At 69.5% G+C, this 25897-nt stretch carries 22 protein-coding genes and 2 pseudogenes; 8 read left to right on the top strand and 16 right to left on the bottom strand.

The features are described from left to right. Positions 1-81: 81 nt before the first annotated feature. The 6 genes and pseudogenes from HUX88_RS33320 to HUX88_RS24590 form a co-directional block, all read right to left on the bottom strand. Positions 82-180, bottom strand: coding sequence for a hypothetical protein (locus HUX88_RS33320; RefSeq protein ID WP_373886836.1), 99 nt, complete (start codon positions 178-180; stop codon positions 82-84). A gap of 46 nt (positions 181-226) precedes the next feature. Continuing rightward, positions 227-625, bottom strand: a pseudogene (locus HUX88_RS33315) (HD domain-containing phosphohydrolase); the annotation flags it as partial. After that, on the bottom strand, positions 625-903 hold the full coding sequence (locus HUX88_RS33020; protein WP_301549491.1) for a two-component system response regulator: 279 nt from the start codon (positions 901-903) through the stop codon (positions 625-627). The pseudogene HUX88_RS33315 and the gene HUX88_RS33020, both read right to left, overlap by 1 nt. A gap of 208 nt (positions 904-1111) precedes the next feature. Next, positions 1112-2224 (bottom strand): ATP-binding protein, encoded by a 1113-nt coding sequence (locus HUX88_RS24600; RefSeq protein ID WP_176363485.1) that lies wholly within the window; start codon positions 2222-2224, stop codon positions 1112-1114. A 145-nt stretch (positions 2225-2369) separates the two neighbouring features. Further along, on the bottom strand, positions 2370-2549 hold the full coding sequence (locus HUX88_RS24595) for a hypothetical protein (RefSeq protein ID WP_176363484.1): 180 nt from the start codon (positions 2547-2549) through the stop codon (positions 2370-2372). A gap of 226 nt (positions 2550-2775) precedes the next feature. Beyond that, complete coding sequence (locus HUX88_RS24590; RefSeq protein ID WP_176363483.1) at positions 2776-3090, bottom strand: hypothetical protein; 315 nt, start codon at positions 3088-3090, stop codon at positions 2776-2778. 202 nt (positions 3091-3292) lie between these two features. On the opposite strand from HUX88_RS24590, the pseudogene HUX88_RS32610 reads away from it, so the two are divergent. After that, positions 3293-4279: pseudogene (locus HUX88_RS32610) on the top strand (AI-2E family transporter); the annotation flags it as partial. A 923-nt stretch (positions 4280-5202) separates the two neighbouring features. On the opposite strand, the gene HUX88_RS24580 reads toward HUX88_RS32610, so the two are convergent. Further along, a complete protein-coding gene (locus HUX88_RS24580) occupies positions 5203-5532 on the bottom strand; it encodes an L-rhamnose mutarotase (RefSeq protein ID WP_176363482.1) in 330 nt (109 codons plus the stop codon). 64 nt (positions 5533-5596) lie between these two features. Between HUX88_RS24580 and HUX88_RS24575 the strand changes: the two genes are divergently transcribed. Beyond that, positions 5597-6511 (top strand): GntR family transcriptional regulator, encoded by a 915-nt coding sequence (locus tag HUX88_RS24575; RefSeq protein WP_176363481.1) that lies wholly within the window; start codon positions 5597-5599, stop codon positions 6509-6511. 12 nt (positions 6512-6523) lie between these two features. Here the strand turns inward: HUX88_RS24575 and HUX88_RS24570 are convergent, their stop codons facing one another. The 6 genes from HUX88_RS24570 to HUX88_RS24545 form a co-directional block, all read right to left on the bottom strand. After that, entirely contained in the window at positions 6524-7285 is a 762-nt protein-coding gene (locus HUX88_RS24570) for an SDR family NAD(P)-dependent oxidoreductase (protein ID WP_176363480.1), read from the bottom strand. Further along, complete coding sequence (gene fucP / locus HUX88_RS24565) at positions 7273-8580, bottom strand: L-fucose:H+ symporter permease (protein ID WP_229219516.1); 1308 nt, start codon at positions 8578-8580, stop codon at positions 7273-7275. The genes HUX88_RS24570 and fucP overlap by 13 nt, the downstream gene beginning before the upstream one ends. 100 nt (positions 8581-8680) lie before the next feature. Continuing rightward, positions 8681-9547 (bottom strand): fumarylacetoacetate hydrolase family protein, encoded by an 867-nt coding sequence (locus HUX88_RS24560; protein ID WP_176363479.1) that lies wholly within the window; start codon positions 9545-9547, stop codon positions 8681-8683. 30 nt (positions 9548-9577) lie between these two features. Then, positions 9578-10591 (bottom strand): aldo/keto reductase, encoded by a 1014-nt coding sequence (locus HUX88_RS24555; protein WP_176363478.1) that lies wholly within the window; start codon positions 10589-10591, stop codon positions 9578-9580. Position 10592: 1 nt separating this feature from the next. Next, positions 10593-11813, bottom strand: a complete 1221-nt coding sequence (locus HUX88_RS24550) for a UxaA family hydrolase (RefSeq protein WP_176363477.1) — start codon at positions 11811-11813, stop codon at positions 10593-10595. Continuing rightward, entirely contained in the window at positions 11813-12148 is a 336-nt protein-coding gene (locus HUX88_RS24545; RefSeq protein ID WP_176363476.1) for a UxaA family hydrolase, read from the bottom strand. The genes HUX88_RS24550 and HUX88_RS24545 overlap by 1 nt, the downstream gene beginning before the upstream one ends. Positions 12149-12251: 103 nt before the next feature. On the opposite strand from HUX88_RS24545, the gene HUX88_RS24540 reads away from it, so the two are divergent. The 5 genes from HUX88_RS24540 to HUX88_RS24520 are packed head-to-tail and all read left to right on the top strand — an operon-like array spanning position 12252 to position 16867. Then, a complete protein-coding gene (locus HUX88_RS24540) occupies positions 12252-13262 on the top strand; it encodes a zinc-binding alcohol dehydrogenase family protein (protein WP_176363554.1) in 1011 nt (336 codons plus the stop codon). Then, the gene (locus HUX88_RS24535; RefSeq protein ID WP_176363475.1) at positions 13263-14387 is read left to right on the top strand and encodes a mannitol dehydrogenase family protein; all 1125 of its coding nucleotides are present in this window, start codon (positions 13263-13265) and stop codon (positions 14385-14387) included. It begins immediately after the preceding gene. Then, a complete protein-coding gene (locus tag HUX88_RS24530; protein ID WP_176363474.1) occupies positions 14384-15325 on the top strand; it encodes a sugar kinase in 942 nt (313 codons plus the stop codon). The genes HUX88_RS24535 and HUX88_RS24530 overlap by 4 nt, the downstream gene beginning before the upstream one ends. Beyond that, complete coding sequence (locus HUX88_RS24525) at positions 15325-16152, top strand: amidohydrolase (protein ID WP_176363473.1); 828 nt, start codon at positions 15325-15327, stop codon at positions 16150-16152. Before HUX88_RS24530 ends, HUX88_RS24525 begins: the two co-directional genes overlap by 1 nt. 1 nt (position 16153) lies before the next feature. Further along, complete coding sequence (locus tag HUX88_RS24520) at positions 16154-16867, top strand: FadR/GntR family transcriptional regulator (RefSeq protein WP_176363472.1); 714 nt, start codon at positions 16154-16156, stop codon at positions 16865-16867. 3 nt (positions 16868-16870) lie between these two features. Here HUX88_RS24520 and HUX88_RS24515 read toward each other — a convergent pair whose 3' ends face one another. The 3 genes from HUX88_RS24515 to HUX88_RS24505 all read right to left on the bottom strand — a co-directional run bounded on the left by HUX88_RS24515 (position 16871) and on the right by HUX88_RS24505 (position 21971). Then, on the bottom strand, positions 16871-18517 hold the full coding sequence (locus tag HUX88_RS24515; RefSeq protein ID WP_176363471.1) for an alpha-L-fucosidase: 1647 nt from the start codon (positions 18515-18517) through the stop codon (positions 16871-16873). A 29-nt stretch (positions 18518-18546) separates the two neighbouring features. Beyond that, positions 18547-20511, bottom strand: coding sequence for a glycoside hydrolase family 97 protein (locus tag HUX88_RS24510; RefSeq protein WP_217916433.1), 1965 nt, complete (start codon positions 20509-20511; stop codon positions 18547-18549). Positions 20512-20624: 113 nt separating this feature from the next. Beyond that, positions 20625-21971 carry a diguanylate cyclase domain-containing protein gene (locus HUX88_RS24505; protein ID WP_176363470.1) on the bottom strand — a complete coding sequence of 449 codons (1347 nt, stop codon included), beginning with the start codon at positions 21969-21971 and terminating at the stop codon, positions 20625-20627. Between the two features lie 170 nt (positions 21972-22141). On the opposite strand from HUX88_RS24505, the gene HUX88_RS24500 reads away from it, so the two are divergent. Further along, positions 22142-25891, top strand: coding sequence for a DUF4132 domain-containing protein (locus HUX88_RS24500; RefSeq protein WP_229219515.1), 3750 nt, complete (start codon positions 22142-22144; stop codon positions 25889-25891). The last annotated feature ends 6 nt before the right edge of the window (positions 25892-25897 follow it).

Raw genomic sequence — 25897 nt, 5'->3', positions numbered from 1 at the left:
GAGCGGGCTGCGATCAGGCGGCGTCGGCCAGCCGGAGCGCCACCCGCTCGAACCGGTGGCAGCAGGCAGGAAGGCGTCCGTTCACGGGTCGAAGTGGGTGCCGCGTCCCTGGCGAGATGCCGGCGGCGACGCTGGCCGGCATCGGCCTTTGTACGGGCGGCGCGCCAGCGCGTCGAACACGTCGGCCACGGCTATCAGGCGCGCGGCCAGCGGAATGGCCTCGCCGGCAAGCGCCCTCCGGGTAGCCGGAACCGTCCCATTTTTCGTGGTGGCTGCCGGCGATCTGCATGGCCGTCGCCAGGAACCGGCCGCGCACGCCCATCTGGTCGCCGGCGCGCGCAGGATGCCGTGGCTGCGCTGCGCGTGGGTCTGCATGACGGCCCACTTCCGTCCGGCTCCTTCGAACTTGCCTGGCTTGAGCAGGATGTGGTCGGGGATGGCGATCTTTGCCGATGTCGTGCAGCGGCGCCGATTTCACCATCAGCCCGATGGTCTCGGGCGTCAGCTGCGCGGCGCGTCGCGCGGCTGGCGGCCAGGCTGCAGCGGCCAGCAGGCGCACGTACTCCGAGGTGCGGCGCACGTGGCTGCCGGTGGTCTCATCGCGGAACTCGGCCAGCGACACCATCACGTCGATGGCGGCGTCCTGCAATGGTGGATCTCGGCCAGCCGCTGCGATTCCTGGGCCTGCAGCCAGTCGTTCCGGTCGTGCAGGAAGTCCTGCCACGCCCGCACCTCCAGCTGTGCTCTGATGCGCGCCGCCACGATGGGCGGGCTGATCGGCTTGTGGATGAAGCCGACAGCGCCCAGCGCCAGGCCGCGCCTCGTCCTCTCGATGCCGGCGCGCGCCGTCAGGAACAGCACCGGCACCTGCGCCAGCCCGGCTTCGCCTTCAGGCGGCGGCATACTTCGTAGCCGTCCATCTCCGGCATCATCACGTCCAGCAGGATTAGCGCGGGGCGCTCGCCCTACAGTTAGCGCCTTGGCGCCGCCAAGCTGGCCAGCAACACGCGGTATTTGTCGCGCAGCAGGCTCCGATAGCAGGCTCAGATTATGGGGTGGTTTCGTCGACCACCAGCACGGTGGCGCGGCGGCGGCTGGGGTGTTCATGGTTTCAGCCTTCAGTGCGGAGGGGCGCCGCCAGCTCGGCGAGCGCCCGGTCGAATTCAAAATGTGCCAGGGCGACGCCGATGCGGCGCGCGGCCTGCGCGCCCCACAGCATGGCCGCCGGCCTTGCAGCGCTCCTGACAGCGGCAGCGCCTCGCCGTCGCAGGCGTCCATCATCTGGCGCAGCTGTGCCTTGCCAGCCGGCCGGCGGCGGGCCGGCGGCCGGCGATGGGCCGGCGGGCGGCGCGACCGGCGCGGCCACGGCGGGCCGCGGGACGGCGACGGCCGGTCCGCCCGCCGCGCACGCCTGCCGCAGCGTGAAGATGAAGCTGCTGCCGACGCCGGGCGCGCTCTCGGCCCAGATCCGCCCGCCCATCAACTCCACCAGCTTGTGCGCGATCGCCAGCCCCAGCCCGGTGCCGCCGTAGCGGCGCGTGGTCGAGCCGTCGGCCTGGGCGAACTCCTGGAACAGCCGCGCCAGCTGGGCATCGTCCATGCCGATGCCGGTGTCGCTCAGCTCGAAGCGCAGGTCGACGCCCCGCGCATCGCGCCGCTCGACCCGCACCGACAGCCGCACGGCGCCGCGCTCGGTGAACTTGACGGCGTTGGCCAGCAGGTTGGTCAGCACCTGGCCCAGCCGCATGGCGTCGCCCACCAGCATGGCGCCCTCGTCCAACAGCTCGTCGTCGGGCAGGTCCAGCACCAGCTCCAGCCCCTTGTCCAGCGCCGGCAGCTGCACCAGCGCCAGCGCGTTGCCGACCACCTGCTCCAGCCGGTACGGCGCGCAGTCGAGCTCCATCTTGCCCGCCTCCGCCTTGGAGAAGTCCAGCACGTTGTTGATGATGCCCAGCAGCGCGGTGGCCGCGTGGTTGGCCTTGTCCACGTAGTCGCGCTGGGGCGGCGTCAGCTCGGTGCGCAGCGCAAGGCAGGTCATGCCGATGATGGCGTTCATCGGCGTGCGGATCTCGTGGCTCATATTGGCCAGGAACATGGACTTGGCGCGGGTGGCGTCCTCGGATTGCTGGCGCGCCTGCTCCAGCGCCTGCTGGGCCGCCGCGCGCTGGTGCAGGTCGCGCTCGATCGCCCGCGCCATGCCGTCGAAGGTGCGGCCCAGCGCCACCAGCTCCTGGGCGCCGAAGCGGTGGTCCAGCGGCCCGGCGCCGACGCGGCTGGCGTAGTTCGCCGCCAGCGCGCGCGGGCGGCCGAGGACAGCCGGCGCAGCGGCCGCAGCACCTGGCGATGCATCACCTGCGTGGCCAATAGCGTTACCAGCGCCACGCTGGCTGTGCAGGCAGGCCAGTGGCCTCGGTCAGCCGGCGCAGCTGGTCCTGCGCCGCGCGCACGGCGGCGTCGGTGCGGAAGCCCGGTGGCGGCGGCCAATAGCCCCGGCCTGCTTTCGCCGCCTCGGCCTGCAGCCGGTTGTACGCCGCGCCGTACAGCAGCACGCCGGCCTGCGCCGGACGCGGCGCGCCGGCGCGGCCGGCGCCGTCCGCCGCCAGCCCTGGGCCGCGTCGAAGGCCTGCTTCGATCGCCCCGCAGCGCGCCGGCGATGGCCGTCACCGGCGTCAGTCCGGCGAATTCCGTCGGCACCGAAGCCCAGCTCGCGCATGCGGGCCCGCACCGAGCGCCGCGCGCCGCCGGCCGGCAGGCGGTGCGGCCGTTCGCCGGCGATCACCTCCTTCCAGTAGGTGGCCGGCTGGAAGGCCGTCCGGCGCTGCCTTTCGCCGGCGCGGATGGCCAGGATGTCGCGGTAGCAGTCCACAGGTAGCGCGGCTGGCCGGTGGCGGCGTAGCTGCGCGCCAGGCTGGCCAGCTGCTCGGCCTCCTGCTGCAGTTCGGCGGTCAGGCCCTGGGCCAGCTGGCGCTGCGCCTGGGCGCCCACCGCCTGCGTGTGGGCGCGCTGGATCAGCAGCACCAGCGCCACGTTGAGCAGCACCGTCGCCAGCGCCAGCGCGGACAGGCCCAGCCAGACCCGGCGCAGCCTCACGCCCGCCCCCGGAGGGTGGAAGACGACATACGATTTCCTTTCAATAGACGGCACGGCCGGCACGGCGCCGGCGATTTCATATTGAGTATATCGTCATTATGACAGTCGGTCAATCAAACCGGCGGCGGCCGCCGATTCATAATGACATGTCGTACATTATGATACAATCCGGCGATTCCCTACCGACCGCCACCGCCCGACCATGCAGACACCCGCCCGCCCGACCTCCACCACCCTGATCGGCGCCACCTGCGCGCTACTGCTGCTGCGCGAGGGCCGCGCGGTGCTGCAGCCGATCGCGCTGGCCGTCATCCTCAGCCTGATCATCGCGCCGCTGATCCACAGCCTGTACCGGCGCGGCCTGCGCCGCCTGCCCGCGCTGCTGGCGGCGCTGGCGCTGGCCGGGGCGGTCGCCGCCGGCGCCGCCGCCATCCTGACGGTGCAGCTGATGAACGTGACGGCCGAGCTGCCGCAGTACCAGGCCGCCATCCAGCGCAAGACCGACCAGCTGCGCGCGCTGGCCGAGCGCCCCTTCGCCTGGTTCGAGGCCGGCCTGAACGCGGTCGGCCCGCTGTCGTTCGACGGCGACCCCGGACAGCGCCTGGCGCAGGCCGCCGCCTCCGGCCAGCCGGTGCCGGTCGAGATCCGCGCCGCCCGCCCGTCCACCACCGACACCATCGGGCGCCTGCTGGCCACCGCCTGGGGCCCGCTGGGCGAGACCGGCGCGGTGCTGGTGCTGCTGCTGTTCATCCTGATGGAACACGAGTCGCTGCAGGACCGCCTGATCCGGCTGGCCGGCCAGTCCGAGACCAGCCGCACCGTGCGCGCGCTGGCCGACGCCGCGCAGGGCGTGGCGCGCTTCTTCTTCTCGCAGTTCGTGGTCAACGCCACCTTCGGCCTGGCGATCGGCGCCGGCCTGGCGCTGCTGGGCATCCCGCACGCCGTGCTGTGGGGGACGCTGAGCGCCGTGCTGCGCTTCGTGCCCTACCTGGGCGCGCTGGGCAGCGGCGCCCTGATCGCCGTGTTCGCCGCCGCGGTCGATCCGGGCTGGGGCACGGCGCTGGCCTGCCTGGGCCTGTTCGCGGCGCTGGAGCTGATCGTCGCCAACCTGGTCGAGCCCAAGGTGTACGGCCACAGCACCGGCATCTCGCCGCTGGCGGTGATCATCTCGGCGCTGTTCTGGGGCTCGCTGTGGGGACCGGTCGGGCTGCTGATCTCGACGCCGCTGACGGTGTGCCTGGTGGTGGCGGGCCGCCACGTGCGGGCGCTGGAGCCGCTGTCGGTGTTGCTGGGCGAGCGCCCGACGTCAGCGCGGCGCAGCGCTTCTACCGGCGCGCGCTGTCGGGCGAGACCGTTGGCCATCGTGCGCGACGCCTGCCCGTACTGCGGCGCGCCGGCTTCGCGCGCTACTGCGACCACATCCTGCTGCCCGGCCTGGCGCTGGCGACGGTGGCCGAACTGCGCGCCGGGCACATCGCCGCCGGCCAGCGGCGAGCAGCCGCGCCGCACCGTGGCCGAGGTGGCCGAGGCGCTGGCGCCGGCCGGCGTCGCGGCGCGCGGCCGGCGCCGGCGCCACGTCTCCCCGCTCGACGCCAACGTCGGCGCCCACCTGCGCCAGCGCTGCGCGAGGCGCGCCTGGGGCGCTGGCAAGGCTCGCTCGACGCGCCGCTGCACCGATCGTGCTGTGCGCCGGCCTGGCGGCCGAGCGCGACGAACTGGCCAGCGAGCTGCTGGTGCGGGCGCTGCGCGGCGCCGGCATCGACGCCCGCAGCATCACGCTGCCGCTGCCCTACGACGAGCACGGGCCGGACAAGGCGCGCCTGCTGGCCACCGTCTTCATTCCGTTTCCGCTGCAGGACACGCTGGCCGCGTGGACGGCGGCGGTGGCCGAGCTGCGCGCAGCGCTGCCGCAGACGCTGCTGGCGACGATACGCCCGCTGTTCGACGAGAACGCCGCCGAGCTGGCCGCCGTCCAGCCCCACGTGGACGTGGTGCTGCGCTCCTTCGAGGAGGGCGTGGCCTTCATGGCGCCGGAACGCAAGCCGGCGCCGTGACGGCCGGTCGGGCGCGGCCCTCGCCGCCGGCGCCTGAGGATGGTGGTTGGTGTATTCGTCAGTCGACGTGGAACACCGGCTCCATCATCGCCCAATGCTCGCCATCCGCGCGGCTCGCCAGCGGGCGCTGGCACGGGCCGCAGAAGGTCCACCAGCGCTGGGTCTCCGGGTCCTCCGCCACGGCGCGCATATCGGCGTCGAAGTCGCTGCCGTGGTATTCCCAGTAGCCGAACAGCAGATTCTCCGGCTCGCGCAGGAAGATCGAGTAGTTGCGCACATTCGCCGCGGCCAGCGTGGCCAGCACCCGCGGCCACACCGCCGCGTGCAAGGCCTTGTATTCGTCGATCTTCTCGGGGACGATCCCGATCACCATGCCCATGCGTTCCATCGTTTCTCCTTCATTTGATTGGATAAAAAGGTAAAATGCCACTTTTACTCTGTTCGCCGCCACCATGGCCAAGCTTCCCATCACCACCCGGCGCAGCATCAACCTGCTGCTCGATCACGCCGCCCAGAACCTGAAGGTGGGCGACGCCCTGCCGACCGAAATGCGGATGACCGAGATCGTCGAGAGCAGCCGCACGGCGGTGCGCAGCGCGCTGGCCCACCTGGTCGAGCATGGCCTGATCGCCGGCATGAAGCAACGCTACCTGCTGCGCAAGCCCAAGCCCAGCGACTACTTCAACGTGGCCGAACTGCACAGCGCCACCGAACAGCTGCAGCAGGTGCTGATGGAGCGCATCTACGAGCGCGACCTGCCGCCCGGCGCGGAATTCACCGAGGTCGAGCTGTCGCGCGCGGCCGGCGTGAGCACCATCGCCGTGCGCGAGTTCCTGATCGGCTTCTCGCGCAACGGCTTGATCGAAAAAACCCCGCGCGGCAGCTGGCGCCTGTGCGCCTTCGACACCAAGTTCGCCGAGGAACTGGGCGAGGTGCGCGAGATGTTCGAGTTGAAGGCGATCGAACGCATCGCCGCCCTGCCGCCGTCCGACCCGGCCTTCGCCCGCCTGCGCGAGCTGCTGGCGCGCCACGAGGCGCTGGGCAAGGAATCGGCCGAAAGCCATGTCGAATTCCCCGCGCTCGACCGCGAGTTCCATACCTTCCTGATCGGCCTCCTTGACAACCGCTTCGCCGAAAACCTGAACGAGGCGGTGTCGATGGTGTACCACTACCACTACCAGTGGGACAAGCGCGACGAGCTGCCGCGCAACCAGCACGCGGTGCAGGAGCACCTGGCCATCCTGCGCCCGCTGGTGCGGGGCGACGTGCCGGCCGCGATGGCGGCGATGCGCGAGCACCTGCATTCGTCGCGCTCCACCATGCTCAATGCGCTGCACCACCGCGAGAACCACGCCCACCCGCAGTGACGCCGCGCCGGATCAGGCGTTGAGCGTGATGAAACCGCCGTCGATCGGGTAGTCGCTGCCGGTGATGAAGGACGCCGCGTCGCTGCAAAGATACAGCGCCAGCGCCGCCACCTCGTCCGGCCGCGCCATGCGGCCGATAGGCTGCGTTTTCGACAGGCGCTCGAACATCTCCGCCTCCTGGCCGGGGTAGTTCTTGGCCAGGAAGCCGTCGACGAACGGCGTGTGGACGCGGCCCGGCGAGATCGAGTTGCAGCGGATGCCGTCCGCCAGGTAGTCCTTGGCCACCGACAGCGTCATCGCCATCACCGCGCCCTTGGCCGTGGAGTAGGCGAAGCGCTCCGGCACCGCCACCCACGCCGCCACCGACGCCATGTTGAGTATCACGCCGCCGTTCTTGCGCAACTGCGGGATGGCCGCGTGCAGGCAGTTGTAGACGCCCTTGACGTTGACATTGATGACGCGGTCGAAATCCTCCTCGCCGGTGGTATCTGCCTTGCCGACGTGGGCGATGCCGGCGTTGTTGATCAGGATGTCGATCGCGCCGATCTCCTCGAACAGCGCCCTTACCTGCGCCTGGCGCGTGACGTCGCAGCCATGCGCCGTGGCCTGGCCGCCCTCCTCGCGGATGGCACGCGCCACGCCGGCGCCGGCGGCCTCGCTGACGTCGAGGATGTGCACCACGGCGCCGTTGCGCGCGAACAGCGTGGCGATGGCCGCGCCGATGCCGCTGCCGCCGCCGGTGACGACGGCCCGTTTACCCGTTAATTCAAACATGTTTCGATACTCCCAGTCGAGGTGATGACGGCCGGCTGCCGCGCCTCCCGCAGCGCCGCCCGCGCGAACCACGCGATCACGAGGAAGCACAGCAAGGGTGCGGCATAGCCGAATTGAAGGTTGTGCGTGATGTCGCTGATCGCGCCGAACATCAGCGGCAGCACCGCGCCGCCGACGATGGACATGATGATCAAGCTGCTGCCCATCTCGGTGTCGGCGCCGGCGTTGCCGATGCCGAGCGAGAAAATGGTGGGGAACATGATGGACATGAAGAAGGCGATGCCGATCACCGCCGCCAGGCTGGCCGCTCCGCTGGCGAACATCGCCAGCGCCGACAAGGCCACGCTGGCCAGCGCATAGGCCAGCAGCAGTCGCGCCGGCGCGATGTACTTCATCAGCCAGGTGCCGGCGAAGCGGCCGACCACGAAGGCGGCGCCGCAGCCCCAGCCCAGGTAGTCCGCCGCCTTGATCTGCGAGATGCCGGCCGCCTTGGACGCGTACAGGATGAAGAAGCTGAACACGCACACCTGAGCGCCGACGTAGAAGAACTGGGCGATGACGGCGCGCCGGATCGGCGCGCGCCGCAGCGCCCGCAGGATGGCGCCGCTGGCGGGCGCGTTGTGTGCGGCGGCCGTGGTGGCCGGCAGCTTGAGGAAGTAGAACACCAGCGCGATGGCCATGATCACCAGTGCCACCAGCAGGTACGGGCCCTTGACGCTGGCCGCCTCCGCCGCCAGCACCGCCTGGCGCGCGCCGTCGGACATGGTCTGCAGCTCTGCGTCGCTGGTGCCGCCGACCAGGATGGCGCGGGCGCCGGCGATGGGCGCCAGCGTGGCGGCCAGGCCGTTGAACGATTGCGCCAGGTTGAGGCGCCGGGTGGCGTGCTCGGGACGGCCCAGCAGCGTGATGTAGGGATTGGCCGCCGTCTCCAGCACGGTCAGTCCGCAGGCGATGATGAACAGCGCGCCGAGGAAGAACACGTAGCGCTGGGTGTCAGCGGCCGGAATGAACAGCAGCGCGCCCGTGGCGAACAGCGCCAGGCCGGTCAGCATGGCGTTCTTGTAGCCGGCCTTGCGGATCAACAGGCCGGCCGGCAGCGCCATCACGAAGTACGCGATGAACACCGCCGAATCCACCAGCGCCGATTGCAGCACGGTCAGGCTGAAGGACTTGCGCAGGTGAGGAATCAGAATCGGGTCGAGATTATGGACGAAGCCCCACATGAAGAACAGCGTGGTGATCATCACAAAGGCAAACCGGTAGGAATGCCCGCTTGCTGGTGCGGTTGGTGTCATGGAGTCTCCGTATGCGGCGCTTGTGCGCCTTTGTGTTCTACTATCCACTTCAGCCGCCGCGCTGTCTGGGCGCGGCGGTGTTACCACAACTTGGCTGGGCTTAGCCGTCGATCAGCGCCGGGTCCCAGGCATGCACGGTCTGGCTCTGCTGGCCCAGTCCCTCGATGCCCAGCACCATGCGGTCGCCCGCGCGCAGGTAGACCGGCTCCGGCTTCTGGCCCAGGCCCACGCCCGGCGGCGTGCCGGTGCTGATCACGTCACCGGGATTGAGCGTCATGAAGCGGCTGATGTAGCTCACCAGCTGCGCCACCGTGAACACCATGGTGCGCGTGCTGCCGGTCTGATAGCGCTTGCCGTTCACGTCCAGCCACATGTCGAGGTTCTGAGGATCGCGCACCTCGTCGGCGGTCACTAGCCACGGGCCCACCGGGCCGAAGGTGTCGCAGCCCTTGCCCTTGTCCCACTGGCCGCCGCGTTCGAGTTGGTACTCGCGCTCGGACAGGTCGTTGACCACGCAGTAGCCGGCCACGTAGTCCAGCGCCTCGCTCTCCTCGACGTAGCGCGCGCGGGTGCCGATCACCACGCCCAGCTCCACCTCCCAATCGCTCTTGATGGAATCGCGCGGCAGCACCACCGGGTCGTTGCAGCCGATGATGGAACTGGTGGCCTTGGCGAACAACACCGGCTCGGACGGCACCGCCATGCCCGATTCGGCCGCGTGATCCGAATAGTTCAGGCCAACGCAAATGAGTTTGCCGATGTCGGCCACGATGGGCGCGTAACGCACCGGCTCCGTGACCGCCGGCAGCTGGCTGGCGTCGATCGAGGCGATGCGATCCAGGCTGGCGCGGCCCAGGTGGGCCGAGGTCAGGTCCGGCAGCACGCCGGACAGGTCGCGCAGCTGGCCTTGCGCATCGATCAGGCCCGGTTTTTCATTGCCCTTTGGGCCAAAGCGTAACAATTTCATTGATTTCCCTTATACGTCACTTCAAAAAATTCATGCGCCCGGCGGCGTCGGCGCGTTGCGGTCGACCAGGCCCTGTTCGATCAGCGCCTGCCACAGCGCGGCGGGCAGCGGCTGCGCAAACCACTCGGCATTCTGGCGCAGTTGCGCCGGGTTTTGCGCGCCGGGGATGCAGGACACCACCGCCGGATGCGCCATCGGAAACTGCAGCGCCGCCGCCTGCAGCGGCGCGCCCACCCGCGCGCAGACCGCGGCGATGGCTTCCACGCGGGCCACGATGTCGGCCGGTGCGTCCTCGTAGTTGAACTTGCGGGTGCCGGCCAGGATGCCGGAATTGAATGGTCCGCCGATCACGATGCCGATGCCGCGCTGCGCGCAGCGGTCCAGCAACGGCGCCAGCGCGGCTTGTTCCAGCAGGGTGTAGCGGCCGGCCAGCAGCGCGCAGTCGATATCGCAGGCGTCGATGGCGTCGGCCACCACCTCCCATTCGTTGACGCCCAGGCCGATGGCGCCCACGCTGCCTTCGTCGCGCAACTGCGTCAGCGCGCGGAAGCCGCCGCCCTGCGTCAGCTGGTTCCAGTAATGGCCGTGCCGCTCGCCGTGGGTGACGCGGCCGATGTCGTGCACATACAGGATGTCGACACGGTCCATGCCGAGGCGCTGCAGGCTGTCCTGGTGCGAGCGCATCACGCCGTCGTAGCTGTAGTCGAAGTGTGGCCGCAGCGGCAGCGGCTGCGCCCAGCCGGATTCGCCGGGCCGCACGCCGGCGTCGGGCCGCATCAGCCGCCCGACCTTGGTGCTGACCACGAAGCTGTCGCGCGGACGCTCACGCAGCGCGGCGCCCAGCCGGTGCTCGGACAGCGTGTAGCCGTAGTATGGCGCGGTGTCGAAATAGCGGATGCCCAGGTCCCACGCGGCATCGACGATGGCGCGCGCCTCGGCGTCGCTGACCGCCTCGTACAGGCCGCCCAGCTGGGCGCAGCCCAGTCCCAGGCTGCTCAGCGCCATGCCGCTGCGCGGCAGGATGCGCGGGTCGTCGACTTGCATGTCAGGCCGCTTTCAAGGGGAAGCATCCGGGGCCGGACGCTTCGAATTGTTTATACGTGAGGATGAACTCCTGGTGCCCCAGCGCCTCCGAACAGCTCTGCGCGCCGTTGGCCACCTGCGCCACCAGCTGCACGATCTCGGCGCCGACCTGCTCCAGCGTCGCGTCGCCGCTCAGGATGCGTCCCGCGTTCACGTCCATGTCCTCGGCCAGGCGCTCGTAGGTGGCAGGATTGGCGCACACCTTGATCACCGGCGAGATCGCCGAGCCTACCACCGAGCCGCGCCCCGTGGTGAACAACGTGACATGCGCGCCACAGGCGATCAGCTCGACGATTTCGGCGTTGTCGGAGATGTTGGGGAAGCCGAAGCGCACCTCGCCGTCCGGCACCACGTCCAGCAGATACAGGCCGCCGGCGTCCGGCTGGTCGCCCGGCTTGAGGATGCCGCTGATCGGCGAGGCGCCGCTCTTGGCGTAGGCGCCCAGCGATTTTTCCTCCTGCGTGGTCAGGCCGCCGTCGGCGTTCCCGGGCGCGAAGCTGCCGTGGCCCAGCACCGTGTAGTAGTGTGCCGCCTTGTTCACGCAGGCGACGATGGCCTCGCCCAGCTCCGGCGTGGCGGCGCGCCTCTTCATGTGGAACTCGCAGCCCACCAGTTCCCCCGTCTCCTCGAAGATGCAGGCCGCGCCGGCCGCCACCAGCTGGTCGAAGGCCACGCCCACGGCCGGGTTGGCGGTGATGCCGCTGGTGCTGTCCGAGCCGCCGCAGATGGTGGCCACCACCAGTTCATCGAGCCGCATCGGCACGCGCTGCTGCGTGTCGAGCGCCTCGCGCGCCCAGCGCACCCATTCCACGCCGTCGGCCACGCTGGTGCGGGTGCCGCTGTTCTGCTGGATGGTGATGGTGTGGACCGGCCGGCCGCTGGCCGCCACTTCCTCCTCCAGGCCGCGCCGGTTGAAGCTCTCGCAGCCCAGCGAGACGATCAGCGCGGCGCCAACGTTCGGATGGGTGGCCAGGCGCTTCATCATGCGGTCGGCGTAGTCGTTGGGATAGCAGCCGGGGAAGCCGATCAGGTGCACCTCCTGGCCGGGGAAGGCGTTGACGATCAGGCGCGCCACGTGGTGCGCGCATTCGACGGTGTAGGCGACGACGACGACGTTGCGGATGCCCTTGCGGCCGTCGGCGCGCAGGTATCCCGACAGTGCGGGCAGTGAGGCGTGAGACATCAGTGGGTGCTCCCGATGAAGGAATGGGCGTCCGACGCCAGGGTGTAGGTCGGGATGTAGTCGCTGACGAGATTATGCGTGTGCAGCATGGCGCCGGGCGCCACGTCGGCCGTGACGGTGCCGATGATGGCGCCGTAACGCAGCACCTTGTCGCCGGCCTTGAGGGCGCGGCGCGCCACCTTGTAACCCAGTGGGATGTCCTCGGCCAGGACGGCGGCCGCGCCGTCGATCTCCAGCGTTTCGCCGGCCACCAGCGGCACGCGGGCGATCAGGCAGTTGTCTTCGGGCGCCATCAGCAGCAAACGCGGCGCCGAAGGGGGAATGGGTGTGGACATGGATGGTTCCTTACGCATAAAAGTCGGCATCAACCGCTCGATTGTATTCGATATATCACGTACAATACAAGCACATCCAACCTCGATACGGAAAAAATCCATGATGAAAACCGTTGTTTGCCTCTCTCCCGGCGACTTGCAACTGGTCGAGCGCCCGGTGCCCCAGGCGGCGGCCGGCGAAGTGCTGGTGCGCGTGCGCCGCATCGGCTTGTGCGGCACCGACATGCATATCTTCCGAGGCACCCAGCCCTTCCTGCAGTATCCGCGCGTGATGGGCCACGAGCTGTCCGGCGAGATCGTCACCGCGCCCGAGGGCAGCGAATTGAAGGCCGGCGACCAGGTCTACGTGATGCCCTATCTGTCGTGCGGCGGCTGCATCGCCTGCCGCCAGGGCAAGACCAACTGCTGCACCAATATCCAGGTGCTGGGCGTGCACCGCGACGGCGGCATGGCCGAATACCTGGCGCTGCCCGAGCGCTTCGTGTTCAAGACCGACGGCATTTCCCTCGACGACGCGGCGATGCTGGAGTTCCTCGCCATCGGCGCGCACGCGGTGCGGCGCGGCGGCGTGCGGCCCGGCCAGAACGTGCTGGTGGTGGGCGCGGGTCCGATCGGCATCGCCGCCGCGCTGTTCGCGCGCCTCAAGGGCGGCAGCGTGACGGTGCTGGATGGGCGCGAGGACCGCCTGGCCTTCTGCCGCGATGCGCTCGACATCCCGCGCACCGTGGCGCTGGGCGACCAGGACAAGGCGCAGCTGTCGGAACTGACCAACGGCGAGTTCTTCGACGTGGTGTTCGACGCCACCGGCAACGTCAAGGCCATGGAGCGCGGGCTGGAATTCGTCGCGCACGGCGGCACCTATGTGCTGGTGTCGATCGTGTTGGACCGCATCTCCTTCGCCGACCCGGAATTCCACAAGCGCGAGACCAACCTGCTGGGCAGCCGCAACGCCACCGCCGACGATTTCCGCGAAGTGCTGGCGGCGATGAAGGCGGGCCTGGTGCCGACTGGCCTGATGAACACGCACCGCACCACGCTGTCCGATTTCGTGTCGGTGCTGCCGCAGTGGATGGACCCGGCGGCGGGCGTCATCAAAGCCATCGTCGAGGTGTAAATGGCCTCGCCTATTCTGCAATTCGGCACCAGCCGCTTCCTCCAGGCGCACGTCGACCTGTTCGTCCAGCAGGCGCTGGAAAGCGGACAGGCGCTGGGCCGCATCACCGTGGTGCAAACCACCGGCAGCGCCCAGAGTGCGCAGCGGGTGGCGGCGTTCAACGCGCCGGGCGGCTATCCGGTGCGTATCCGTGGCCGCGCGGACGGCGCGGTGGTCGAGCAGGAGCACCGCGTGACCGCCATCGAGGCCGCGCTGCAGGCGGACCATGACTGGCCGGCGATCCGCGCCCTGGCCGCCGGCCCGGTGCGGGTGATCGTCTCCAACACGGGCGACCGTGGCTACGAGCTGTCGGCGCAGGACGGCCCGGCGCTGTTGGACGCGGACACGCCGCCGCGCAGCTTCCCAGCCAAGCTGCTGGTGCTGCTGCACGGGCGCTACCTGCAAGGCGCCGCGCCGGTCACGCTGTATCCGTGCGAGCTGGTAGCCAACAACGGCAGCGTGCTGCGTGAGCTGGTGTGCCGGCTGGCGCGCGAGTGGGGCCTGGACGATGGCTTCCTCGCCTACCTGGGCGGCGCCTGTGTGTGGATCAATTCACTGGTGGACCGCATCGTCTCCGAGCCGATCGAGCCGGCCGGCGCGGTGGCCGAGCCTTACGCCATCTGGGTGATCGAGGCGCAGCCCGGCATGGTGCTGCCTTGCACCCATCCGCAGATCGTCGTCACGGAACAGTTGGAGCCGTACGAGCGGCGCAAGCTGTTCCTGCTGAACCTGGGCCATACCTTCCTCGCCGAGCAATGGTTGCGAACCAGCCGCGCCATCGACGAGACGGTGCTGCGGGCGATGGCCGATCCTGATCTGCGCGCACAGCTGGAGGCGTTGTGGGAGGAGGAAGTGCTGCCGGTGTTCGACGCACTGGGCGAGGCCGACATCGCGCGCGCATACCTGGCACAAGTGCGCGACCGCTTCACCAATCCCTTCCTGGCGCACCGGCTGGCCGATATCGCGCAGAACCACGAGCAGAAGAAGCAGCGCCGCCTGCTGCCGGTGGTGGAACTGGCCGCCGAACAAGGCCTGGCGCTGGCGCAGCCGCGCCTGCGCGCCGCGCTGCTACGGGAGGCGGCATGAACGGACATATGAGCGGCGCCTTCTGGTCCGCGGGCGAGTGCATGCTGGAGCTGCGTCCGCAATCGCACGGCACCCTCGCCCACGCGGCGGCCGGCGACAGCTACAACACGGCGGTCTATTTGAAACGGCTGGTGCCCGACATGCCGGTACGCTACGTCAGCGCACTTGGCGACGATGCGATGAGCGGTTTGATCCGCGAACACATGCGGGACGAGCGCATTGACGACAGCCTGATCGACATCCGCGCCGGCGGCACTGCGGGACTGTACGCGATCGCGACCGACGCCAACGGCGAGCGCCGCTTCACCTACTGGCGCGCGCAGTCCGCCGCGCGCGGCATGCTGTCCGCCCCGCACCTGGCGCAACTGGGCGGGCGGCTGGCCGAGTGCCGCGTGCTGCTGCTGACCGGGATCACGTTGGCCATCCTGGACGACGAACGGCGCGCCGCCCTGCTGTCGCTGGCGGCGCAGGTGCGTGCCGCCGGCGGCTGGGTCGCGCTGGACAACAACTACCGCCCGGCGCTGTGGGATGTCGCCACCGCGCGCGAGTGGATGGACCGCGCAGCGCAGGTCTGCACCCACGCCTTGTTCAGCTTTGACGACGAGGTACTGCTGCATGGCGACCGCAGTCCGGCCGAGGCGCTGGCGCGCATCGCGGCGCTCGGCGTGCCGGAAGTGGTGCTCAAGCTGGGCGCCGACGGTTGCCTGATCGGCGGCGCGGCGGAGCATGCGGCGCACGTCCCCGCGCTGCCCGTGCGCGCCGTGGACACCACCGCCGCCGGCGACAGCTTCAACGCCGGCTACCTGGCGCAACGCCTGCGCGGCGCGTCCAGCGTCAAGGCGGCGGAATTCGGCTGCGCGGTGGCCGCCGCCGTGGTGACGCATCCGGGCGCTATCATACCGGCTGCAGCCCTTCCCTCTTTGAACACGGAGCCTTGATGCGCATCGACGCCCATCAGCATTTCTGGCAACTGGCGGCGCGCCAGGGCGCATGGCCGCCGCCGGAACTCGCCGCCATCCACCGCGATTTCCACCCCGCCGACCTGAGCGCGCTGCTGACGGAAAACGGCGTCGCCGCCACAGTACTGGTGCAGTCCATGCCCAGCGAGGCGGACACCCGCTACATGCTGGACCTGGCGGACCGCCACAGCTTCATCGGCGCGGTGGTCGGCTGGACCGACCTGAAGGCGGCCGACGCGCCCGAACGCATCACCGCCCTGGCCGCGCACCCCAAACTGCGCGGCCTGCGGCCTATGCTGCAGGATCTGGACGACGACCGCTGGATCGACGATCCCGCGCTGGCGCCGGCGGTGGACGCCATGCTGCGCCACGGCCTGCGCCTCGACGGGCTGGTGCTGCCGCACCATCTGCCGGCGCTGCTGGCCTTCGCACGCCGCCATCCCGAGCTGCCGATCGTGATCGACCACGCGGCCAAGCCGGCCATGGATGGCGCGCCGCACGCGCAGTGGCGCGACGACATGGACAAGCTGGCGGCGCTGCCGCAAGTGGAATGCAAGCTGTCCGGCATGGTCACGGAGGCCGGTCCCGAATGGACCGTGGAGCAGCTGCGCCCCTACGCCCAGCATGTGCTGCAAGCCTTTGGGCCGGAGCGCGTGATGTGGGGCAGCGATTGGCCGGTGCTCACGCTGGCCTCCGGCTACGCGGCGTGGCTGGCTGCCAGCGAGGCGCTGCTGGCCCATTTGAACGAGGCGCAGCGCTCGGCCGTATTCGGCCTGAACGCCCGCCGCTTTTACCGGATCGATTGATATGCAACCTGCCACTCTCACCGAACCGCAGACATCGGCCAACCGCCCGTCCGAGCCGCGCATGTACCGCGTGGTGGCTGAACGCATTCAAGAGCTGATCGCCCAACAAGGCATCGCCCCCGGCGAGCGCCTGCCCGCCGAGCGCGAACTGGCCGCGTCGCTGCGCGTCAGCCGCGCGTCCCTGCGCGAGGCGCTGATCGCGCTGGAACTGGGCGCCGTGGTCGAGGTGCGCGGCGGTTCCGGCGTGTACGTGTGCGAATCGGGGACATCGCCGGCCACCGTTCCGGAGGCCGGGCCGGGACCGTTCGAGGTGCTGTCCGCCCGCAGCATGATCGAGACCGAAGTCGCGGCGATGGCCGCCAAGAACGCCACCGCCACCGCGGTGACCGCCATCCGTGCGGCACTGCTGGAGATGGAGCGCAGCCATGAAGACCGCTCCAGCAACGAACAGGCGGACCGCAACTTTCACCTGGCCATCGCGCGCGCCAGCGGCAACACGGCGCTGGTGGGCGTGGTCGACTACCTGTGGCGCCAGCGCAGCAGCCTGTGGCACCGGCTCAAGGAGCATTACCGGACCGAGGAACTGCGCAAGACCACGCTGGTGGATCACCGCGCGATCTACGACGCCATCGCCGGCAGCGATCCGGTCGCAGCGCGAAGCGCGATGCGCGTCCATCTGCAGCGCGTGACCCGTACCCTGGCTGGCGGCGCCTGACGGCTAGCTCACCTTGAGCGCGACCGCATAGGACAGCGCTGGCGCATCGGCCGGCAGCGTCAGGTGCAGGCCTTCCGCCGTCTGCCTGAACGGCAGTGGATCGCCCCGCCCCACCAGCTCCACCCGCGCGACGCGCTGCTTCAGGTGCGCGCTGGCGCTGCCCATGGACTTGAGAACCACCTTGCCGTCGGCCGGCCATCCCATCACGAACGCATACACGGCGTTGCCCTTCACGGTGTAGCGGATGTCGGCCGAGGTGAACGGCTGGTTCCGGCCCTCGTTAAAGCCTTGTGCCGAGATCGGCGCGGCAGTCTCCATGACGGGGCCCTCGCCGAACACCGACCATGGACGACTGTCGAAGATGCCCTCGCCGTTGACGGCCATCCAGCGGCCGATTTCCTCGACGATGGCGCGTTCCTGCTCGTCGATGGTGCCGTCGCCGCGTACCGGCACGCTGAGCAGCAGGTTGCCGTTCTTGCTGACCACGTCGATCAGCGTCTGCACCACCGTCTGCGCGCTCTTGTAGCCCTTCCTGTCGTAGAGCGGGCGGTCGTAGTGCCAGTTGCCGATGCAGGTGCAGGTCTGCCACGGCAACGCTTCGATCTGGTTGCTCTGGCCACGCTCGATGTCCCACACCATGGTCTTGCGCTGGACCGCATCGAGTATCTTGCCGTTGATGACAGCTTCGACCGCGCCCTTGCGCGCGACGCTCCGGTTGTACATGTGGGCGGCGATGCGCAGGCCAACCTCGCTGGCCGGCCACAAGGGCAGCGCCGTATCGTCGAAGTACACCAGGTCGGGATCGTAGGAGTTGATCAGGTCTATGGTCCGGTCGTGGAACTTCTCGCAATACGCCTGGCTGGGGACGGCCGCACCGTTGTCCCAACCCCACTGCTGGTGGATCGCGCCGTTGTCGGCGCTGCGTTCGCCCAGCGGATGGTTTTGCGCGTACAGCGCCTGCGGATCCAGGCCTTCCCACCAGGTCCCTTTGCCGTCGGCTTGCGTCAACCCGCCGTCGTAGGGGATGCCGGCCTTGGGGCCGCCCTGGTCCGCGCGCCGCGACACTTCGTACCAGCTCCACGCGTGGCTGGCATGCACGCTGACGCCGAAGCGCAAGCCGTGCCGGCGCGCCGCCTTGCTCCAGCCGCCGATCAGGTCCTTCTTCGGCCCCAGCTTGGTGGCGTTCCAGCCGGGCTGGTACTTGCTGTCGTATAGGTCGAAGTTGTCGTGGTGGTTGGCCAGCGCGACGAAGTATTTCGCGCCGGCCTGCTTGTACAAGCCCACCAGCGCGTCCGGGTCCCAGCGCTCCGCCCTCCACTGGCGTATCACCTCCTTGAAGCCGGATTCGGATGGATGCCCGTACTTCCGCAGATGGTGCTTGTAGGCGGCGCTGCCTTCGATATACATCTCGCGCGCGTACCAGTCGCCGTACTCGGGTTCGCATTGCGGCCCCCAATGCGCCCAGATGCCGAATTTCGCGTTGCGGAACCAGTCGGGCGTCCGGTAGGCCGTCAACGACGCCCAGCTCGGGGAAAACGGCCCGGCCGCCATCGCTTCCTGGCCGGGACCGCCCGCCGCCTGCGCCAGCCGGGGCAAGGCGATGGCGGGAATGGCCGCCGCCAGGTGCTGCAGGAGTTCACGTCTTTTCATGTCGTTCTCGTCAAGTGGATGGTGGGGTGTCAGTGCAATGGTTCGAGGATCACCGCCGCGCCGCCCGCCGGCGCCAGGCGCAGCGTGAGCGTGTCGCGCGCCGTCACCTCGCGTTCCACGCGGCGCAGTTCATTGGGCGTGTCGCCGTCCTCCCACAGCGTGGCGCGGAAGCGGCCGGCCGGCAGGAAGCCCAGCGACACCGGTTCGGCGCGCCCACCCGCCGTTTCGTCCGCCGTCATCGCGCCCAGATACCAGTCGCGGCCCTGGCGGCGCGCCAGCACGATGTCCTCGCCCGGTGTGCCGGACAGGAAGCGCGTCTCGTCCCAGGCGGTCGGCACGCGCTGGATGAAGTCGAAGCCGGCGGCACCGCGATAGACCTCGGGATCGTCGGACACCATCTGCAGCGGGCTGTCGTACACCACGTACATCGCCAGCGCTTGGCCGCGCGTGTGCTGGGTCTGCGGCATGACCTCGCGCACCGCGAAGGTGGCCGGCGTGCCGTTGTGGAAGCCGCCCGGCGTGTAATCGAGCGGGCCGGCCAGCATGCGCGTGTACGGTAGCATCAGGTTGTGGCGCGGCGTGATCGACTTGTCCATCTTGTCCCACTCGGCGCCGCGCACGCCCTCCTGCGTGATGAAGTTCGGATAGCTGCGCTGCAGGCCAGCCGGCACGTAGGCTCCGTGCAGGTCCAGCAGCATGTGGCGCTTGGCCGTGGCGGCCGCGACGCGCTGGTAGAAGTCGACCACGTCCTGGTCGTCGCGGTTCATGAAGTCGATCTTGACGCCCTTGATGCCCCAGCGCGCGTAGGTGTCGAGCACTTCGTCCATGCGCCCCGCCACGTGCTCCCAGTGCGCCCACAGCATCAGGCCCACGCCCTTGGCGGCGGCGTAGCGCACCAGTTCCGGCATGTCGATGCCGTCGGCGGCGCGGGTGACGTCAGTGGCAGGATTCGCGTCGCAGCAGCCGCCCGGGCCGGACGCCCAGCCGGCGTCGATCAAGTAGTACGGCAGGCCGGAGGCGGCGGCGAAATCGATGAAGCGTTTGTAGTTGTCCATGCCCGGCTTCATGCCCACCAGCGGGCCGGACCACCAGTCCCACGCCGCCTTGCCCGGCCGCACCCAGCTGAAGTCGCCCTGCGGCGGCGGGTTGAGGTTGCCGATCAGCTGGGACGGGATCATGTCGCCGATGCGGTCGCCCATCATCACCACGCGCCACGCGGTGGTCAACCCGGCCTGCGACACAAAGGCCGGCGCCGGCCGCTTGGGCGGCGCCGACAGCCGTATCCGCAACGCCCCGCCCTCGGACAGCAGCGCCGCGCCGGTGTAGCCGGCCAGGCTGGCCTGGGTGATGGCGTACGCGGTGCGTCCGGACGGCGCGGTGCAGACCAGCGGCACGTCGTAGGCCTGGCCGGCGCGCAGCTGCGACACCTTCATGCGTTCGAACGGCACCTCGTGCGCGCCGTCGGCCACCGAGGCCAGGCACTCCGGATCGCCGGCCGGCACGAAGGCGGTGCGTTCGCCGCGCAGGCGCACCGGTTCGGCGCCGTCCAGCCGGTAGCGGAAGGCGACGCCGTCGTCATAGGCGCGCACGTCGAGGTATAGCCGGCGGCCGGCCGGCGCCTGTTCGAGGAACACCAGCGTGGCGCCGCGATAGCGGTCGCGCGCCTGCGCGGCCTTGGTGGCCGTCAGCGCGATGGTGCGGTCGACCTTGACGTCCTCGCGCCGCTCCAGCCGCAGCGCGCCCAGCTCCGGCACGCCGTCCAGCTCCAGCCCCAGCGGCGACGGTGCGATGACGGTCTCGCCCCGGCGCGCGACCGTGAAGCGGCCAGCGTCGTCGTCGATCCGGATGGAGGTGCGCCCGTCGGGCGACGACACCAGCGCCGGCGCGGCCGAAGCCTGCGCCAGCGGCAGCAGCAGCGCCGCCGCGAGCGTCGTCAACAGGGGTTTGATCATGGCGCCACCGGCCATTTGCTGCGGAATTTCGCGTCTCTTCATACCATTCTCGTTATTGGGATTAGCACCCGCGAGAGCGGGCGGCGGAGCCCGATTGTATTGAATATATTACGAACATTCAAGCTGATTTTTTCACCGCCGCCAGCAACGGCGGCCTAGTTCGAATGCACCTCCTGCAGCTTGCTGACGTACATGGCCTGGTCGGCCTGGCGCATCAGCTGATGGATGTCGTCGCCATGTTCAGGGTAGTGCGCCACGCCGATGCTGGCGGTGGCGCCCAGGCTCACGCCATCGGCCAGCCGCATCGGCACCGCCAGGGCCTGGTGGATCTTCTCCACGATCCGCAAGGCGTCGTCGGCCACCAGCACCTCCTCCACGATGATGACGAACTCGTCGCCGCCAAGGCGCGCCACCGTGTCGGACTCGCGCACGCAGTGCCTGAGCCGCCGCGCCACCTCGCGCAGCAGCTCGTCGCCGCAGTCATGTCCATGCTCGTCGTTGACCAGCTTGAACTTGTTCAGGTCGATGAACAGCAGCGCCAGCTGGCCCTGGTGGCGCTGGGCGCGGGCCAGCGCCATCTGCAGCCGGTCGAGGAACAGCCGGCGGTTGGGCAACTGGGTCAGCTCGTCGTGCTGGGCCATGAAGCGCAGCCTGGAATTGAGCTGCTGGCGATGAATCGCCGTCGCCACCTGGCTGGAGACGAACGTCAGCAACTCCTGCTCCTGGTCGGTATAGCCGGCCTGGCCGGGGGCGTCCCCGCCCTGCAGCAGCAGCACGCCGATATCGCCCTGGGTGGTGGTCAGCGGCACGCCTATCCAGCAATCCGGCTCGGCGCCCGCCGCGGCCCGCACCGGGGGCGGCGCCAGCGCCAACGTCGCCGGCGTCAGCAACACCGGCGCGCCGCCGCGCAGCACTTCCTCGCCCAGCCAGTGCGCCAGCGTGTGCGGCGCGGCGTCGCCGCCGGGGTGCGCGTGATAGGCGAAGCGCAGGCCCCTGCCCTGCTCGTCCCGCAGCGCGACCGCGAAGCCGCTGGCCGGCAGCATCGCGCCGACGATGTGATGGATGCGCTGGAACAGCGCGGGCAGATCGTCGCTGGCGTGGGCCGCCTCAGAGATCGCATACAGCGTGTATTGCATCCGCTCCGCCTGCTTGCTGGCGGTGACATCGCGCGCCACCGCCACGCGCAGCTGGTCCGCCTCCGACCAGCGCGCCGACCACATGATGTGGACGATCTGCCCGTCCTTGCGCATGTAGCGGTTTTCGAAGCGGGAGTTGGGCTGGCCGTCCATGATGGCGCGCGCCGCCGCCAGCGTGCGCTCGCGGTCCGCCGGCGCCACCAGGTCGATCATCCGCATGCCGACCATCTCCTGCGGCGCGTAGCCGAAGATGCGCTCGCAGGCGGCGCTGACGAACACAAAATGGCCGTCAACATCGACCATGCAGACGGCGTCCATCAGCAGGTCGGTGAAGCGGGCGATCGCGTCGGCGGGAGATTTGTGCATATGAGTCAATTCTAGTCCCGAATTCCGGCGGCAAGGTCCGCGCCCTCCTGCTGTTACAAAATTGCAACAGCAGTTCGCGCACGGCGGACCGCACAGCAGAGACGCCGCGTCGTTTGCCCAAAGCGGTTTTTCATGGCAGCATGCGGCTGTGCTGACTTACAAAATAACCAATGTTAAATAAAATACTGGGCGTGCTCGACAGCGCGCGGCGTGCGTTCGGCTCGTCGGAACAGGCAGCGATCGCCGACGGCCTGGGCGGGCTGGACCTGATCGGCAAGCAGCTCGCCAGCCGCGCGGCCGATTTTGTCGCCAACGGCGGCGATCCGGCGGTGCTGCTGGAGCTGGCGAGCAGCCGTGGCGCGGCGGGCGTGGTGCTCGGGCGTCCCGGCCACCTGGATTGGGCCACCCACACCAGGGGCGACGCCAGCGACGCCGCGGCCAAGGCCAGCCTCGCCGCCCGCCACGCGCTGTACCGGCGGGTGGTCCACGACGAGGCGCACGTCGCCATGCTGGCCCGCCTGGGCAAGGTGCTGGAAGCGGCGGACCAGAAGCACTCGCTGACCTACACCGGCACCTTCGCGCCGGACTGGCTGCAGTACCTGCTCAACGACGCGCTGTGGAGTTGTTGTCCGCGCGGCGACACGACAACCGCCGATGACGATCGCCCGGCCTGGGACGTCAACCTGCTGGCCGCGCTGCTGGCGGCCGAGGGCTATCCGCAAGGGATGGTGCTGCCCATCCTGTTCGACCGGCGCGACCTCGATAGCTACCACCAGAAATACCTGTTCGGCCGGATGCTCGCCCCGGGCGCGCTGGACGACTACCTGCTGGCCAACGTCCCCGCCGTGGACGCGGCGGTCAAGGCCCTTTCCGCCGTGGGCCGCAACCTGCTGGTCAAGCGCATCGGCGCTCAGCCACGGCTGGTCGCGGCGCTGGGCGCGGTGCTGGTCAAGGTGGCCGTCGGCGACAGCAAGATCGCAGCGGCCAGCGCCGCCAGCCTGATCGGCAACATGGACCGGACACAGGCCGCCGCGCTGCTGGCCGAGGTGCTGCGCACCGGCCATCCCGAGGAACGCGCCAACGCGGCCGAGCTGCTGGCCCGCACCCAGGGCGACAGCGCCCTGCCGGTGCTGGAGGCGGCGCTGGCCGGCGAGACCGGCAAGCCGGTGCGGCAGGCGATCCAGAACGCCATCACGCGCCTGCAGGTGGTGGAGGATGCCGGCGACCTGCAGCTGCCGGAACCGCCGCCGTTGCCGCCCGAGCCGCGGGAAGTGCTGGCCGACGATGTGCTGGACCTGCTGCTGAAGAATCGCGAGGAGCTGCTGGAACGCTTCCGCCGGGAAGCCGCCGAGGAAGTCGAAGAAAATCGCACCGCCAAATACAAATCCACGTATCGGCAGGACAGTTATGCGCAATACCGCCGCCTCGACGAGCGCCAGCTGCGCGCCGCCATCAAGGCGCTGAACGGCGAAGGCAAGGCCGTCGATTCCATCCTCGGCGATTCGGAGGTGGGCATGACGCTGGCGGCCTCCGGCCGCATGGAGGCGCGCGCCGATTTCGGCCTGCTGCAGGTGCTGCGCTGGACCGCCGCCCAGGACCGCGGCCGCCGCTGGGGCGTGTGGAACCATCCCCATTTCCAGTCCTGGCTGGGACGGCAGGACAAGGATGGCGTCGACCTGCGCCAGTTGGCGGCGCTGACGGCGCGATGCGGCGGCGACCCGGAGTCGATCTATCGCGTGTGTCTGTTCGATTCATACGCTGGCCGCTTGGCGCCGCAAGATGTGCTGCCGCCCGACCGGGTATGGCCGCTGTTTGCCGCGCGTCCGGACCTGATCGACCAAGGGCTGGGCATGGCGGACGCCTCCAGCAGCGAGTATGGCGCGCCGCAGCTGGGCGCCACGCTGTCCGTGCTGGACACCTTCCCGGTGATTCCCGCCCGCTGGATGCCGCGCCTGATGGAACTGGCGCTGGGCGAAGGCAAGACCCACCGCGCCGCCGCCCAGCAGGTGCTGTCGCGCATGTCCAATATCGGCAAGCTGGTGAGCGACACCCTGCAGTCCAGCAAACAGGAACTGCGCATTGAAGCGGCGCGCTGGCTGGCCACGCTCGATTACCGCGCCGGCGTTCCGGCGCTGCGCACCGCGCTGGAAAAGGAGAGCCGCGAAACCGCCAGCGCCGCCATCATGACCGCGCTGGAGCAGCTGGGCGACGACATCTCGCCGTACCTGGCGCCGGCCACGCTGCTCAAGCAGGCGCGCAAGGGCTTGAAGGGCAAGGCGCCGAGCAGCATATCCTGGCTCGCCCTGGACGGCGCGCCGGCCTGCGCCTGGAGCGACGGCACGCCGGTCGAACCGGAGATCATCCGCTGGTGGGTGATCCTGGCCTGCAAGCTCAAGGAACCCGCCGGCAACGGCCTGCTGGAGCGCTATCTCGGCCTGCTGGCGCAGCCGTCCCGCGCCACGCTGGGCGGCTGGCTGCTGCACCAGTTCATCGCCCGCGACACCGTACACCCGTCGCTGGAGGAAGGCATCGCGTGGGCGCAGGCCAAGGCGCCCCAGCGCTACCAGAACTATCAGGACGCGGCCAAGCGCTATCCGGATTACTACGAGGCGCAGGGCAAGCTGACGCCGGAGCAGGTGTTCGAGGAAGTCAAGCGCGAGAAGATGGGCGTCTACCTGGGCAGCGCCCTTAACGACAGGGGCTTGCTGGCGTTGGTCTCCGGCGTGCCTGGCCATGAGCTGGTCAGCGTCATCCAGGTCTACATGCGCGACCACTATCTGCGCCGCGCCCAGATCGAAGCGCTGCTGGAAGCCGCCTGCGTGTCGAATGACGCCAGCGTAATCCAGTTCACGCTGGGCATCGCGCGCCGCTACCGTACCGCCTCGGTGCAGCAGAAGGCGCGCGAGCTGGTGGAGCGCATCGCCGAGCGCAACGACTGGACCCAGGACCAGCTAGGCGACCGCACCGTGCCATCCTGCAGCCTGGATGACAGCGGCCGCATGACGCTGCAATACGGCAGCCGCCAGTACTTCGTGACGCTGGACGCCGCGCTCAAGCCGGTGCTGAGCAACGAGGAAGGCAAAACCGTCGGCGCCCTGCCCGCGCCGCGCCAGAACGACGCGCCGGAAGCGGTCAAGGAAGCCAAGCAGCAGCTCACGGCCTGCAAGAAGGAAGTCAAGCAGGTGGTGGAGATGCAGACCGGCCGCCTGTACGAAGCCATGTGCGCCAGCCGTCTATGGCCGGTGGACGAATGGCGCGCCTATCTGCAGCGGCACCCGGTGGTCGGACGCCTGGTGCAGCAGCTGGTGTGGCAGGAGGTGTCCGCCGGCGGCGAGGCGGTGCGCCTGTTCCGCCCGACCGAGGACGGCAGCCTGATCGACGCCAACGACGACGAGGTCACGCTGGAGGAAGGGTCCAGCGTGCGCCTGGCGCACAGCGCCCTGCTGGACGATGGCGAGGCCGCCGCATGGCTGGCCCACTTCAAGGACTACAAACTGAAGCCGCTGTTCGCGCAGATGGCGCACAAGCCGCCGGCACAGCGCAGCGGCGACAGCAACACCGACCGCCTGGGCTGGGTGAGCGACACGTTCACGCTGCGCGGCGCCTTCAACAAGCGCGGCTACCAGCGCGGCTCGGCCGAGGATGGCGGCGTTTTCATGGAATACACCAAGCAATTCGCCAGCGTCGGCATGACGGTGGTGGTTGAGTTTACCGGCAATGCCCTGCCGGAGGAAAACCTGCCGGCGGCGCTGAAGTCCCTGCAATTCCGCAGCATGAACGGACAGCGCCACGGCCATCGCCCGCTCGCGCTGGACCAGATCCCGCCGGTGCTGCTGGCCGAGGCCTACGGCGATTATCTCGCCGTGGCGGCCGCGTGCAGCGGTTATGATCCGGAGTGGGAAAAGAAAATGCCTTGGTAAGGAACC

The sequence above is a fragment of the Duganella sp. BJB1802 genome (assembly GCF_013369445.1).
Lineage (GTDB): Bacteria > Pseudomonadota > Gammaproteobacteria > Burkholderiales > Burkholderiaceae_D > Rugamonas > Rugamonas vulcania_A.
The sequence above is the reverse complement of the archived record's forward strand: the minus strand, read 5'-3'. Positions and strand labels throughout refer to the sequence as shown.

What these genes read in the sequence shown, in the direction of transcription:
- HUX88_RS24555 (WP_176363478.1), bottom strand. Translation starts at nt 10,591, where the DNA reads ATGCAAGTCGACGACCCGCGCATCCTGCCGCGCAGCGGCATGGCGCTG.
- HUX88_RS24520 (WP_176363472.1), top strand. Translation starts at nt 16,154, where the DNA reads ATGCAACCTGCCACTCTCACCGAACCGCAGACATCGGCCAACCGCCCG.
- HUX88_RS24500 (WP_229219515.1), top strand. Translation starts at nt 22,142, where the DNA reads ATGTTAAATAAAATACTGGGCGTGCTCGACAGCGCGCGGCGTGCGTTC.
- HUX88_RS24550 (WP_176363477.1), bottom strand. Translation starts at nt 11,813, where the DNA reads ATGTCTCACGCCTCACTGCCCGCACTGTCGGGATACCTGCGCGCCGAC.
- fucP (WP_229219516.1), bottom strand. Translation starts at nt 8,580, where the DNA reads ATGACACCAACCGCACCAGCAAGCGGGCATTCCTACCGGTTTGCCTTT.
- HUX88_RS24540 (WP_176363554.1), top strand. Translation starts at nt 12,252, where the DNA reads ATGAAAACCGTTGTTTGCCTCTCTCCCGGCGACTTGCAACTGGTCGAG.
- HUX88_RS24505 (WP_176363470.1), bottom strand. Translation starts at nt 21,971, where the DNA reads ATGCACAAATCTCCCGCCGACGCGATCGCCCGCTTCACCGACCTGCTG.
- HUX88_RS24560 (WP_176363479.1), bottom strand. Translation starts at nt 9,547, where the DNA reads ATGAAATTGTTACGCTTTGGCCCAAAGGGCAATGAAAAACCGGGCCTG.
- HUX88_RS33020 (WP_301549491.1), bottom strand. Translation starts at nt 903, where the DNA reads ATGCCGCCGCCTGAAGGCGAAGCCGGGCTGGCGCAGGTGCCGGTGCTG.
- HUX88_RS24535 (WP_176363475.1), top strand. Translation starts at nt 13,263, where the DNA reads ATGGCCTCGCCTATTCTGCAATTCGGCACCAGCCGCTTCCTCCAGGCG.
- HUX88_RS24575 (WP_176363481.1), top strand. Translation starts at nt 5,597, where the DNA reads ATGGCCAAGCTTCCCATCACCACCCGGCGCAGCATCAACCTGCTGCTC.
- HUX88_RS24580 (WP_176363482.1), bottom strand. Translation starts at nt 5,532, where the DNA reads ATGGAACGCATGGGCATGGTGATCGGGATCGTCCCCGAGAAGATCGAC.
- HUX88_RS24525 (WP_176363473.1), top strand. Translation starts at nt 15,325, where the DNA reads ATGCGCATCGACGCCCATCAGCATTTCTGGCAACTGGCGGCGCGCCAG.
- HUX88_RS24545 (WP_176363476.1), bottom strand. Translation starts at nt 12,148, where the DNA reads ATGTCCACACCCATTCCCCCTTCGGCGCCGCGTTTGCTGCTGATGGCG.
- HUX88_RS24570 (WP_176363480.1), bottom strand. Translation starts at nt 7,285, where the DNA reads ATGTTTGAATTAACGGGTAAACGGGCCGTCGTCACCGGCGGCGGCAGC.
- HUX88_RS24530 (WP_176363474.1), top strand. Translation starts at nt 14,384, where the DNA reads ATGAACGGACATATGAGCGGCGCCTTCTGGTCCGCGGGCGAGTGCATG.
- HUX88_RS24510 (WP_217916433.1), bottom strand. Translation starts at nt 20,511, where the DNA reads ATGAAGAGACGCGAAATTCCGCAGCAAATGGCCGGTGGCGCCATGATC.
- HUX88_RS24515 (WP_176363471.1), bottom strand. Translation starts at nt 18,517, where the DNA reads ATGAAAAGACGTGAACTCCTGCAGCACCTGGCGGCGGCCATTCCCGCC.